We start from the raw sequence: 12,506 nt of genomic DNA, 5'->3' as shown, positions 1-12,506 counted from the left end.
CACCCGGATCATCACTTCCGTGAACCTGTCAGACAGCCAGACAGGTGGTGCGGGGCCGCGTCGTGTCAGTGCGATGGAAGCGGTACTCACCCACCTGCGCGGCGCCATCGAGCGCGGCCGCTACGCCATCGGTGACAAGCTCCCTTCCGAGGCGGAGCTCTGCCGCACCCTCGAGGTGTCCCGCCCCGTCCTGCGGGAGGCCCTGCGCGCGCTCCAGACCATGGGCCTGACCGTCGCCAAGACGGGCAAAGGCACCTTTGTGATCGCGAACACCGTGGAGGACCCCACCTTCGGCGACTACGCGGCCAGCGACCTGCTCGAGGTGCGCCGGCACGTCGAGGTCCCCGTCGCCGGGTACGCGGCGCTGCGCCGCACCCCGGAGAACCTCGACCACCTGGCGCATCTGCTCGACCGCATGGAGCGGGAGACGGACACCACCGCGTGGGTCGCGATGGACACCCTCTTCCACCTGGCCGTCGCCGAGGCCGCCCAGAACCCCGTGTTCCGCCGGGTCATCGAGGAGATCCGGGACGCCCTGGCGCGCCAGTCGGCCTTCCTCAACGAGCTGGGCGGACGGCGCGAGCAGTCCAACCGCGAGCACCGGGCGATCGTCGAGGCGCTGATCGACGGTTCCGAACCCGACGCGGTGGAGGCCATGAGCCACCACCTCGACCGCGTCGAGACGACCCTCACCGACATCGTGCGCGCCCCGCGCACGGACACCCCCCTGGAAGGCGGACCCGCGGCGTGAGCGACCAGCACCTCGAGGACGAGACGCGCCCCTCGGACTCTCACGTCCACCGCGTGACCCCGGCGCCGGCCGCCGACCACCCACCAGTGACGCAGGCAGTGATGTACAGCAGTTCCCTCGCCGACGCCCCCGCGATCCGCGAACCCCTCCACACCCCCGTCGCCCACCTCGTCCGCGGCGGGGTGACCGAGGGCATCCACTACGGCTCCGTCGTCGTCCTCGGCGCGGGCGGCGAGATCGAACTCCAGCTCGGTGACGTCGAGGCCGCCTTCTACCCGCGCTCGGCGCTCAAGCCCGTCCAGGCCGTCGCCATGGTCCGGGCGGGGTTGCCGCTCGACGGCGCGCTGCTCTCGCTCGCCGCCGCCAGCCACTCCGGCGAGGAACGCCACCTCGCCGGGACCCGGCGGATCCTCGAACTCGCGGGCGTCCCGCAGGACGCCCTGCGCAACGTCACGGACCTGCCGTACGCCCCGGTGGTCCGCGACACGTGGATACGGGAGGGCCGAGCGCCCGACCGACTGGCCCAGAACTGCTCCGGCAAGCACGCGGCCATGCTGTACACCTGCCGGCTCAACGGCTGGTCCCTGGACGACTACCTCGACCCGGGGCACCCGCTCCAGCAGGCGATCGCGGAGATCGTCGAGGACCTCACCGGACAGCGGATCGCGCGGGTCACCGTCGACGGCTGCGGCGCGCCCCTGTTCGCGGTCTCCCTGCACGGCCTCGCCCGGGCGGCGGCCCGCGTCACCACCGCCGCACCCGGCACTCCGGAAGCACGGGTGGCCGACGCGATGCGCGGGCACGCCGAGATGGCCTCCGGCTCCGGCCGGGACGTGGCCGCCCTGATGCGGGCCGTGCCCGGCCTGCTCGCGAAGGACGGCTTCGAAGGCGTCGAGGTCGCCGCACTCCCGGACGGCCGGGCCGTCGCCGTCAAGATCTCGGACGGAGCCGATCGCGCCCGCGTCCCGGTCACCGCGGCCGCCCTCGTCCGCGCCGGTGTGGACCCCGACCTCCTCACCGGGTTCGCGGGCGAACCCCTCCTCGGCGGCGGCGCCCCGGTCGGCTGTGTCCGCCCGGTCCGCGCACTGGACCCGGTCACCGTGCGCGCCTGCGCCTGACGGTCTCCGGTGGCCACCGGGTGTGCGCGGTGGTCACCGGCGTACGGCACACCGCCGGATCCCGCGCGCGGCTCCCGCACCGCGACCAGAACCTCGCGCGCGGCCCCGGACCGCCGGGCCGGTCCGGTGACCGCCGGTCCGTCGGACCGACCGGCTCGGGCGGACGTCATCCCGTACCGCCCGTGCCGCCCGCCCGCCATCGGACGCCACCCGCCCGCTCCGCCTCACCCTCCCCGCACCCCTCCTCGGAAAGAGGCCGCACCCGCATGACCGCCGCCGTCACCCGCAGCGAACGCGACCTGCTCGGAGACCGGGACGTCCCGGCCGACGCCTACTGGGGCGTCCACACCCTGCGCGCCACCGAGAACTTCCCCATCACCGGGACGCCGATCTCCGCCTACCCGCATCTCATCGACGCCCTCGCCGCCGTCAAGGAGGCCGCCGCCCTCGCCAACGAGGAACTCGGCCTGCTCGCACCGGACAAGGCGGCCGCCATCGTCGCCGCCTGCCGTGAGATCCGCACGGGGAAGCTGCACGAGCAGTTCGTCGTCGACGTCATCCAGGGCGGGGCGGGCACCTCGACCAACATGAACGCCAACGAGGTCGTCGCCAACCGTGCGCTGGAGCTGCTCGGGCACGCGAAGGGCGAGTACCGGTACCTGCACCCCACCGAGGACGTCAACCTCGGCCAGTCCACCAACGACGTCTACCCGACGGCCGTCAAGACAGCGACGGTCTTCGCGGTACGTGGACTGCTCGAGGCGATGTCGGTACTCCAGGACGCCTTCGCCCGCAAGGCCGTCGAGTTCCGTGACGTGCTCAAGATGGGCCGTACACAGTTGCAGGACGCCGTGCCGATGACGCTCGGTCAAGAGTTCTCGGCCTATGCCGTCATGATCGACGAGGACCGCAACCGTCTTGACGAGGCCGTCCAGTTGATCCATGAGATCAACCTGGGGGCAACGGCCATCGGGACCGGCCTCAACGCCCCCGCCGGATACGCCGAGGCCGCCCGCCGCCACCTCGCCGAGATCACCGGCCTGCCGCTGGTCACCGCGGCCGACCTGGTCGAGGCCACCCAGGACTGCGGCGCGTTCGTCCAGATGTCCGGCGTGCTCAAGCGGGTCGCCGTCAAGCTCTCCAAGAGCTGCAACGACCTGCGGCTGCTGTCCTCCGGGCCGCGCGCCGGTCTCGGCGAGATCAACCTGCCGCCCGTGCAGGCCGGTTCGTCCATCATGCCCGGCAAGGTCAACCCGGTGATCCCCGAGGTCGTCAACCAGGTCGCCTTCGAGGTGATCGGCAACGACGTCACCATCACCATGGCCGCCGAGGCCGGACAGCTCCAGCTCAACGCCTTCGAGCCGATCATCCTGCACTCCCTCTCGGAGTCCATCACTCACCTGCGCGCCGCCTGCCTCACCCTCGCCGAGCGCTGTGTGGACGGCATCACGGCCAACATCGAGTCGCTGCGCGCGAGCGTCGAGAACTCCATCGGCCTGGTCACCGCCCTCAACCCGCACATCGGGTACACGGCGGCCACCGACATCGCCAAGGAGGCCCTCGTCACCGGCCGAGGCGTCGCCGAACTGGTTCTGGAGAAGGGCCTGTTGCCCGCCGATCGGCTCGCCGCCCTGCTGCGCCCCGAGGTGTTGGCGGGCAGGGGAACACCCTTGGCCTGACACGTCTCGTCCGAGATCCTCCGGCGGGCGCGCCCTCCCGGCACGCTCACTCGTTGGGGAGCCGGGAGCCGGGAGCCGGGAGCCGGGAGCCGGGAGCCGGGAGCCGGGAGCCGGGAGCCGGGAGCCGGGAGCCGGGAGCCGGGAGCCGGGAGCCGGGAGCCGGCCCGCCGCGCTCCGCATCGCGTCCCGCCCCGCCGTCCCACCTGCGGCGACGCGCCGAGACCTGGGCGGAGGCACAATAGTGATCATGACATCGACGCCGTCCCGTGCCTTCCAGCCGGTCCTGGACCGCATCGCCGAGGAGATGGCACGCACCCCCGGCCGGGGCCGCCCCGCCGACTACATCCCGGCGCTCGCGGCCTGCGACCCGCGCCGCTTCGGCATGGCCGTCGCGGAGCCGGACGGCACGGTGTACGGCGTGGGGGACTGGCGGGAGCCGTTCTCCACGCAGTCCCTCACCAAGGTCTTCACCCTCGCCCTCGACCTGGCCCGCGAGGGCGACGAACTCTGGGAGCACGTCGGCCGCGAGCCCTCGGGCAACCCCTTCAACTCCCTGGTCCAGCTGGAGTACGAGAACGGCATCCCGCGCAATCCCTTCATCAACGCGGGCGCGCTGGTCGTCACCGACCGGCTCCAGACCCGTACGGGGGACGCGGCGGGCGAACTCCTCGGCTTCCTGCGCGCGGAGAGCGGCAACCCCACGCTCGGCTTCGACGAGGAGGTCGCCGCCTCCGAGGCCGCGCACGGCGACCGCAACGCCGCCCTCGCCCATTTCATGGCGTCCTACGGAAACATCGACAACGCGGTACCGGTCCTCCTCGACCAGTACTTCCGGCAGTGTTCCCTCACCGCCTCCTGCGCGGACCTCGCCCTGGCCACCGGCTTCCTCGCCCGGCACGGCCTGCGCGCCGACGGCTCCCGGCTGCTCACCCGCAGCCAGGCCAAGCAGGTCAACGCGGTGATGCTGACCTGCGGCACCTACGACGCGGCCGGTGACTTCGCCTACCGGGTCGGCCTGCCGGGCAAGAGCGGTGTGGGCGGCGGCATCATGGCCGTCGTACCGGGCCGCTGCACCCTGTGCGTGTGGAGCCCCGGCCTGGACGAGCGGGGCAACTCGGTGGCGGGAGTGGCGGCCCTGGACCGGTTCACCACGCTGACCGGCCTGTCGGTGTTCTGAGCCGCCGGTCCCGCGAGCGCACGGGCTGCCGCACGGGCCGGTCATACACGGGCCGGTCATACACGGGCCGGTCATACACGGGCCGGTCATACACGGGCCGGTCACACACGGGCCGGCCACGCACGGGCCGGTCACCCACGGGTCGCCGCCGGGAAGGCGCGATGTCGCCCTGCGGTCACCCGGGCCGGACACGATGACAGCGTGCCGGCCAAGGCTTTCTCCATCGATCTCCGTCGCTGCCAGGTGCTGGGCCTGGCCGGAACGGCATGTCTCGCGCTCGGCGGCGAGACCGCCGGCGCCCTGCCCGCCCGGGAGCTCCTGGCCCCGTCCTCGGTGCACGCCGTACTCGGTCTGGTCGGCGTCTACTTCGGGCTGGTCCTGCTGACCGCGGCCTGGATGCTGCTCGGCACCCTGGTGCGCGGCGCGCAGCCGCCGTCCCCCCGCGCCCTGGTGCTGGTCCTCGCCGTCTGGGCGGCGCCGCTGCTGATCGCGCCGCCGCTGTTCAGCCGGGACGTGTACAGCTATCTGGCGCAGGGCGCCATGGTGGACGCGCACCTCGACGTCTACGCGCACGGGCCGGCCCGGCTCGGCGGTCCGCTCGCCGACGAGGTGGCCCCGCCGTGGCGCAACACCGGAGCCCCGTACGGCCCGGTCTTCCTGGCCCTCGCCGCCGCCCTGTCCGGACTGACCCGGGGCGCCCTGTCCGCGGGGCTCCTCGGTATGCGGTGCGTCGCGCTGGCGGGGGTGGCGCTGATGACCGCCGCCCTGCCCCGACTCGCCCGGCACAGCGGGGCCGACCCGGCCGCCGCGCTCTGGCTCGGCGTGCTGAACCCGCTGGTGCTGCTGCATCTGGTGGCCGGCGCCCACAACGACGCGATCATGCTGGGGCTGCTCGGGGTCGGGCTGGTGGCCGCGTTCGGGGGGCGCCCGGTGCTCGGCGCCGTCCTGGTCACCCTGGCCGCCCTGGTCAAGGCGCCGGCCGCGCTGGGCCTCGTCGCGGTCGTGGTCCTGTGCCTGCGCGCGGGCCGGCCGGCGGTCCGGACCCTGCTGAGCACGGGGGCCGCGACGGCCGTCACCACGGTCGCGGCGACCGCCGTCGCGGGCACCGGCTACGGCTGGATATCCGCCCTGGACACGCCCGTCTCCGCGCACAACTGGGCGCTGACCAGTCTGCTGGGGCGCGCCACCCGCGCCCTCCTGGAGGGACTGGGCAGCGATCTGGCGCCCTTGGCGGTGCCCGTCTGGCACGCCCTGGGGCTCGCGGTCACCGCCGTCGCCCTCGTCGTCACGGGCTGGCGGCTGCGCCGGCGCCCGGTGTACGCGCTCGGCCTGGGTCTCGCCACGGTGGCCGCCTTCGGCCCGGCGATCCGCCCCTGGTACGCGCTGTGGGGCCTGTTCCTCATCGCCGCGGCCGCGCCGGACACCCTGATACGCCATCGGACGGCGGTCGTGGCGGGCGTCCTCGCCCTCGCCGTGCTGCCCGACGGGGGCCCCGCCGACACGGGCCGCCTGGTCCTGGCCGTCTCCGGCGGCGCGCTCGCGGTGGTCGTCCTGTGGCAGGCGCACCTCGCTGCACAGGCGCCGACGGCCGCCCCGGGACGTACGGCGTGAGACCGGGTGGGCTCCGGGGCCTGCATCCGCCCCGCACCGACCGCGGCCGTCTGCTGCTGCTCCTCACGCTCGCCGCCGTCGTCACCGTCTTCACCGCGACGGTGCCGCTGCTGCGCGACTGGTTCGACCTGCGCGTCTACCACGGCACCGTCGACAGCTGGATCCACGACGGCGGCCGGATCTACGACTACCGGGTGCCGGGCACGCCGTACGGCTTCACCTATCCGCCGTTCGCGGCCGTCGTCATGCTGCCGATGGCGCTGGTCGGGCTCCGTACGGCGATCGTGACCGCGCTGCTGCTCGACCTGGCGGCGCTGGCGTTCGTGGTGCGGGTGTGCGTCGGGCCCCGGTGGCGGCGGTACGGCTGGTACGGGGCCGGCCTCGCCGCCTGTGCGCTCGCGGTGTTCGAACCGCTGCGCGACACCTTCAGCTTCGGCCAGGTCAACCTGCTGCTGCTGGCCCTGGTGCTCGCCGACGCGGGGCTGCTCGCCTCCGGACGGAACCGCTGGGCCGGGGTGGGCATCGGGCTGGCGGCGGCCGTCAAGCTCACGCCCGCGCTGTTCATCGGCCTGCTGCTGGTCGCCCGCAGATGGCGGGCGGCCGCGCTGGCCACGGCCGTGGCGGCGGCCGCCACCGGGCTCGCGGCCCTGGTCGCCCCGGACGCCTCGCGCTTCTACTGGACGCGGGCCCTGTGGGACACGAGCCGGGTGGGCCGGCTGGACTACGTCTCCAACCAGTCGCTCCAGGGTGTGCTGGCGCGCCTGGGAGTCGAGACCCGGGCGGTCTGGGCGGTGCTCGTCCTGGCGGTGCTGGGCTGGTGGGCGTGGCGGGCCCGGCGGGCGGTCGCCGCGGGGGACTGGCGGGCGGCGTTCGCCCTGACCGGCCTCACCTCCTGCCTGGTGAGTCCGGTGACCTGGGTGCACCACCTGGTGTGGCTGCTGCCGTCCTTCGCGGTGCTGATCCACGCGGGGCGTCCACGGGTCGCGGGAGCCCTGTACGCGGTGCTGTGCACCAGCGTGGTGTGGCTGTGGTTCGACGACGCGTCCGGTGTCGGCGGCTTCCTCGGCGGCAACACCTACACCTGGATCACGCTCGGCCTGCTGGTCTCGCTTCCCGTCGGCTATTCCCCCGCGGAGCGGCGGCCGACGAACCCCAGGACGAACGCCACGGCCGCCCCGCCCAGCACGGCGGCGCCCGCGATGAATGCCGCCTCGGGCCAGCCGGGAGGGTCGGCGACGGCGACCGTGACGGGGACCGTGGTTCCGGTCGGGGCAGCGGTCGAGGCCGGGCCGGAGGAAGGGAAGGAGGAAGGGAAGGAGGAAGTGGCAGAGGCCGAGGCCGCGGTGGAGACCGGCGCCGGCTCCGGGCCCGCCCCGGGAACGGGCCGCGGGCGGGGGCGGGCCCGCAGCGCGTCCAGCGAGCCCACCGGATCGACCCGCCCGGCGGCCGCGAACCCCCAGTCCAGCAGCGAGCGCGCCTCCTCGTAGACCTCGAACCCGCCGCCCGCCTGAGGGTTCATCACCGTCACGACGAGGGTGCGCCCGCCCTGACGGGCGGCGGCGACCAGGGTGTTGCCGGCGTTGCTGGTGTAGCCGTTCTTGATGCCGATCAGCCCCGGGTACGGCTCCACACCGTCCGCCCCGGTGAGCAGCCGGTTGGTGTTGGCGATCCCGTACGACCAGTCCCCGTCGCCGGGGAAGGTCGCCTCAGCGGTGCCGCAGTACCGCGCGAAGTCCGGGTTGCGCAGCCCCGCGCGCCCGAACACCGCCAGGTCGTAGGCCGAGGACACCTGGCCCGGGGTGTCGTATCCGTCGGGGGACCGCACCTGGGTGTCCAGGGCGCCCAGGGCGCGCGCCTTGGCCTGCATCTGGGTGGCCGTGGCGTGCCAGCCGCCGTTCAGGCTCGCCAGCACGTGCACGGCGTCGTTGCCGGAGTTGAGGAACACGCCGCGCCACAGGTCGGCGACCTGGTAGGTGTGTCCCTCGGCCACCCCGACGAGGCTGCTGCCGGGCCCGATGCCCATCAGCTCCTCCTCGCTCACCCGGTGGCGGATGCCGGCGGGCAGGACCGGCAGCACCGTGAGGGCGAACAGGGTCTTGAGGGTGCTGGCCGGGGGCAGTCTGCGGTGCGCGTTCGCCGCGCCGAGCACCTCTCCCGTGTGCGCGTCGGCGACCAGCCAGGACAGCGCCGAGACGTCGGGGACCTCGGGGGCGCCGCGGTGGGGTCTGACCTGCGTCCCGGAGCGGTAGAGCACGGACGGCAGCGGCGCCGTCACCCGCGGGCCACCGGGGCCGCCCGGTCCGCCGGGTCCCCCGGGCGTTCCGGGGTCCGCGCCGGCCGCGCCGGCGGCCGCGGCGGGGCCGAGGGCGAGGACGCCCGCCACACAGAACGCGCAGGCCGTCGCAGCGGCCCGGGAAGAGAATCCGATCGTCATATGGTCAACGTAGGAACGAACCGGGCGTTCCCCGCGCTGCCCGTGCCGGACACGGGGGTGCGTGCACCCGGATGCCGCACGTTCCGCCCTACGCGGCGGGCAGGGTCGGCTGGATGCGCCGCAGAAAGACCGCGTTGTCCGGGGTCTCGCGCATCCGTTCCAGGAGCGTCTCCAGGTTCGCCTGGCCGTCCCGGGTCCCGAGGGCCCGGCGCAGGCCGCGTACGGCGGTCAACTCGCCCGGGGAGTAGAGGAGTTCCTCGCGGCGGGTGCCGGAGCCGTTGATGTCGACGGCCGGGAAGACCCGGCGGGAGGCCGGCTCGCGGTCCAGGCGGAGCTCCATGTTGCCGGTGCCCTTCAGCTCCTCGAAGTAGAAGTCGTCGGCGCGGGAGCCCGTTTCGACCAGGGCCGTGGCGAGGACGGTGAGCGAGCCGCCCTCCTCGGCCGCCCGCGCGGCGCCGAAGAACCGCTTGGGGCCGATCAGCGCGGTCGCGTCGACACCGCCGCTGAGCGTGCGGCCACCGGCGGCGGCCGCGTTGTTGTGGGCCCGGCACAGCCGGGTCAGCGAGTCGAGGAGGATCACGACGTCCTCACCTGCCTCGACGAGCCGCTTGGCCCGCTCGATGACGAGCTCGGCCAGCGCGATGTGCTGCTTGGGTGCCCGGTCGAACGTCGAGGCGTACACCTCGCCGCGCACGGAGCGCCGCATGTCGGTGACCTCCTCGGGGCGCTCGTCCAGCAGGACGACCATCAGCCGCGCCCCGGGATGGTTGCCGGCGACGGCGGCGGCGATCTGCTGGAGCAGCACGGTCTTGCCCGTCTTCGGCGGGGCGATGATCAGGCCGCGCTGGCCCTTGCCGATCGGCGCGACGAGATCCGTGACCCGTCCGGCGAGGCCGGCCGCCGGGTGCTCCAGGCGGAGCCGCTCGTGCGGGTGGACGGGCGTGAGATCGCGGAAGTGCCGGCGGGAGCGCAGCTCCTCGGGCGGCCGGCCGTTGACGCGGGCGACCTCGGTGAGGGCGCGCTGGGTACCGCGCACCCCTTCGACGAGATCACCCCTGCGCAGCCCGTGACGACGGATCAGCGCGGCCGGGACCTGGAGGTCGGCGGGTGTGGACAGGCAGTCCGCGGGGCGCAACTGCCCCTTCCCGCTCGCGTCGATGTCGAGGACACCGGCGGCGACCCGGGCCGGAGGCTGCTGCCGTACAGGGGGGTGTTCGAGTGTGGTGGTCATGGTGGTCGGTCCTTTCACGGACACAGGGCATGGGACATGCGGAGATGGGGGGAGCAGCCGCGAAGGGAGGGCGCACGGCGCGCCTCGGGCGGCGGGAACAGCACCTCGGCCACGACGGAGAACCGCTGGTGAGGTGGTGCGGGGAAGCCGCTGCACCGGCCGGGATCGGCGGGTGACACGGCGAACTGTAGGAAACCGGCACCGGCGCCCACGGAAGGGGGCGTACGCAAGTGCCATCGGCAGATTAGCACACCGGTCGGTTCCGTTGGCGTCAACGCAACCGAGGCGGCGGTTGTTCCCCGGGGCGCGGTGGGGTGCCGTGCGGTGCGGCGCACACGGGAGAGGACGGACGACGGACCCGGAGTCTTCCGGGTTCCTTCACGGATGTCCCCAGGGGGTAACGATCCGTGACGGCAGGGGACTTGACCGCTATTTCTGCATTATCTTCACGTCATGTCCACGCCGCCTCAGCCCCCGCAGCAGCCGGAGCAGCCGTCCGACGCGCCGGCCCAGCCGAGCGCGTACCCCTATCCGCATCCGCAGTCGCCGGCCCCCGGCGGACCGTTGGGGTTCCCGCCGGCGGCGCCCGCGACCCAGGCCGGCCAGCCGGGCGTCCACGCCCAGCCGACCCTGGTCGGGCAGCCCGTCCCGCCCCAGCAGCCGGTCAACCCCTACCTCCAACAGGGCCCGTACCCCGTGGTCGGCCCGCCGCCGGGCAGCGGTGGCGGTGGCGCGGGGAAAGCCGTCCTGTGGGCCGCCGTCGGCGCGGTGCTGGCATCCGCCGCCTGGGCGGCCGGTGTCTTCCTGGTCGGTGCCGAGGACGAGCCCGACCTGCGCGGCTACACGGCGCCGTCGAACCTGTGCAACTCCACGGACTACTCGTCCTTCAAGGAGGAGTACCCGGACGACGACAGCTCCCCGACGCACAACAGCCTCAAGGACGAGGCCCTCGACGAGGGCCTGTGCAGCATCAGCCTCAAGAAGACCACGTCCACCTACACGGACGCCTACCTGTACTCGCAACTGGACGTGCACAAGAAGACCGACCCGGGACCGGAGTTCACCGCGGCCTGGAAGAACTACGGCGACAGCCACACGGGTTACGACGTGGACACCGTCTCCGACATCGGCGACGAGGCCTATCTCGTCAGCAGCGACACCACGTCCGGCTCGTCGAGCGGCTCGTTGTACGCCACGCTCGCCGTGCGCGACGGCTGGGTGACGTACACGATGAGTTACAGCGCCTACTACTCCTCGTACGACGACGACACGGATCCGCCGTCGCTCGAGGAGGTCACGGGCTATCTGAAGACGGACACCAGGACGACCCTGGAGGACCTCAGGGACTGAGGCCCGGTACGGCCGGGTACGGCGGCCGGCCCGCGGACGGGCGCCTCGGCGACCGCGACCGCGCGGCCACCCCCACCGTGGCCCGACGTCAGGAGGCGGAGGCCGACCGGGCCTCCGTCTCCTTGGCCTCCGCCTCCCTCAGGATCTGGTCGAACTGCGCCCCCATCGCCGCCGCGAGGGCCTGGGCACCCGACAACGGGCGGACCATGACCATGAGTTCGTCGATGAGCCCGTCGTCGTCGAGATGGATGAAGTCGCAGCCGGTCAGCTCCCGCTCGCCCACCCGGGCCCGGAACACCAGCGCGTGGTCACGCCCGTCGCTCCCGTCGAGCTCCCGCTCGTAGCGGAAGTCCTCGAAGACCCGGGTCACCCCCCGCAGGATCGCGGCGGTGATCGCCTTGCCCTGATACGGCTTGAACACGGCCGGACTGCTGAACACCACGTCCTCGGCCAGCAGCGCCTCGACGGCCTCGAGATCGCCGGCCTCGACCGCCTCACGGAACGCGCGCATCGGATCACCCCACCGTATCTATAGTAAATTTGTTGACTAGGTGCGGATGACAATAATCACTCCCTGCTACCGTGTCCATATGTCGCTCAAGTACGCCGTCCTCGCCGCCCTCCTGGAAGGCGAGGCCTCGGGCTACGAACTGTCGAAGGTCTTCGACGTCTCCCTCGCCAACTTCTGGCCCGCGACCCCGCAACAGCTCTACCGCGAACTCGAGCGCCTCGCGCAGGACGGCCTGATCGAGGCGCGGGTGGTGACGCAGGAGCGCCGGCCGAACAAGCGGATGTTCACCCTCACCGAGGCCGGTCGCGCGGACCTGGACACCTTCGCGGCCACCCCGCCCCGGCGGCCCACCGCCATCCGCGACGAACTCCTCATCAGGATCCAGGCGATGGACGGCGTGGACCCCGAGGTGACCCGGGCGCTGGTCGAGGAGCGCATGACCTGGTCCCGTGCCAAGCTCGACCGCTACCTGCGGGTGCGCGACCGCCTCCTCGACGGGCGCACCGAGGACGTGTACCTGGCCGAGGCCGACCGGATCGGCCCGTATCTGACGCTGATGGCCGGGATCGCCTTCGAGGAGACGAACCAGGCATGGTGCGAACGGGCCCTGCTGCTCCTGAAGCGGCGGACGGCCGTAGGCTGAC

General features: G+C 73.2%; 10 protein-coding genes and 1 pseudogene. 8 read left to right on the top strand and 3 right to left on the bottom strand.

Going from position 1 to position 12,506, the window contains the following annotated elements; all coding sequences use genetic code 11:
• The first annotated feature begins 73 nt into the window (after positions 1-73).
• The 6 genes from AOQ37_RS20955 (at position 74) to AOQ37_RS42005 (ending at position 7,823) form a co-directional block, all read left to right on the top strand.
• Positions 74-751, top strand: a complete 678-nt coding sequence (locus AOQ37_RS20955; protein WP_020126059.1) for a FadR/GntR family transcriptional regulator — start codon at positions 74-76, stop codon at positions 749-751.
• Positions 752-852: 101 nt separating this feature from the next.
• On the top strand, positions 853-1,869 hold the full coding sequence (locus AOQ37_RS20950) for an asparaginase (RefSeq protein WP_062646549.1): 1,017 nt from the start codon (positions 853-855) through the stop codon (positions 1,867-1,869).
• Positions 1,870-2,135: 266 nt separating this feature from the next.
• Positions 2,136-3,548: an aspartate ammonia-lyase gene (aspA, locus tag AOQ37_RS20945; RefSeq protein ID WP_062646131.1), complete on the top strand. Its 1,413-nt coding sequence runs from the start codon at positions 2,136-2,138 to the stop codon at positions 3,546-3,548.
• 247 nt (positions 3,549-3,795) lie between these two features.
• Positions 3,796-4,725 carry a glutaminase gene (locus AOQ37_RS20940; protein ID WP_062646548.1) on the top strand — a complete coding sequence of 310 codons (930 nt, stop codon included), beginning with the start codon at positions 3,796-3,798 and terminating at the stop codon, positions 4,723-4,725.
• 201 nt (positions 4,726-4,926) lie between these two features.
• The gene (gene mptB, locus AOQ37_RS20935; protein WP_062646130.1) at positions 4,927-6,336 is read left to right on the top strand and encodes a polyprenol phosphomannose-dependent alpha 1,6 mannosyltransferase MptB; all 1,410 of its coding nucleotides are present in this window, start codon (positions 4,927-4,929) and stop codon (positions 6,334-6,336) included.
• A gap of 20 nt (positions 6,337-6,356) precedes the next feature.
• Positions 6,357-7,823 (top strand): glycosyltransferase 87 family protein, encoded by a 1,467-nt coding sequence (locus tag AOQ37_RS42005; protein ID WP_062646547.1) that lies wholly within the window; start codon positions 6,357-6,359, stop codon positions 7,821-7,823.
• 83 nt (positions 7,824-7,906) lie between these two features.
• On the opposite strand, the pseudogene AOQ37_RS38905 reads toward AOQ37_RS42005, so the two are convergent.
• Both AOQ37_RS38905 and rho read right to left on the bottom strand, forming a co-directional pair.
• Positions 7,907-8,770 (bottom strand): annotated as a pseudogene (locus tag AOQ37_RS38905) (D-alanyl-D-alanine carboxypeptidase family protein); the annotation flags it as partial.
• A gap of 88 nt (positions 8,771-8,858) precedes the next feature.
• Entirely contained in the window at positions 8,859-10,001 is a 1,143-nt protein-coding gene (rho, locus tag AOQ37_RS20925) for a transcription termination factor Rho (RefSeq protein ID WP_062646129.1), read from the bottom strand.
• Positions 10,002-10,454: 453 nt separating this feature from the next.
• On the opposite strand from rho, the gene AOQ37_RS20920 reads away from it, so the two are divergent.
• Positions 10,455-11,351 (top strand): hypothetical protein, encoded by an 897-nt coding sequence (locus AOQ37_RS20920; RefSeq protein ID WP_199825064.1) that lies wholly within the window; start codon positions 10,455-10,457, stop codon positions 11,349-11,351.
• 88 nt (positions 11,352-11,439) lie between these two features.
• Here AOQ37_RS20920 and AOQ37_RS20915 read toward each other — a convergent pair whose 3' ends face one another.
• Entirely contained in the window at positions 11,440-11,862 is a 423-nt protein-coding gene (locus tag AOQ37_RS20915) for a nuclear transport factor 2 family protein (RefSeq protein WP_062646128.1), read from the bottom strand.
• Between the two features lie 79 nt (positions 11,863-11,941).
• Here AOQ37_RS20915 and AOQ37_RS20910 point away from each other — a divergent pair, with 79 nt between their 5' ends.
• Positions 11,942-12,505, top strand: a complete 564-nt coding sequence (locus AOQ37_RS20910; protein ID WP_062646127.1) for a PadR family transcriptional regulator — start codon at positions 11,942-11,944, stop codon at positions 12,503-12,505.
• Position 12,506 lies beyond the last annotated feature (1 nt).

Source organism: Streptomyces maremycinicus (genome assembly GCF_001184025.1).
Classification (GTDB): Bacteria; Actinomycetota; Actinomycetes; order Streptomycetales; family Streptomycetaceae; genus Streptomyces; species Streptomyces maremycinicus.
The sequence above is the reverse complement of the archived record's forward strand: the minus strand, read 5'-3'. Positions and strand labels throughout refer to the sequence as shown.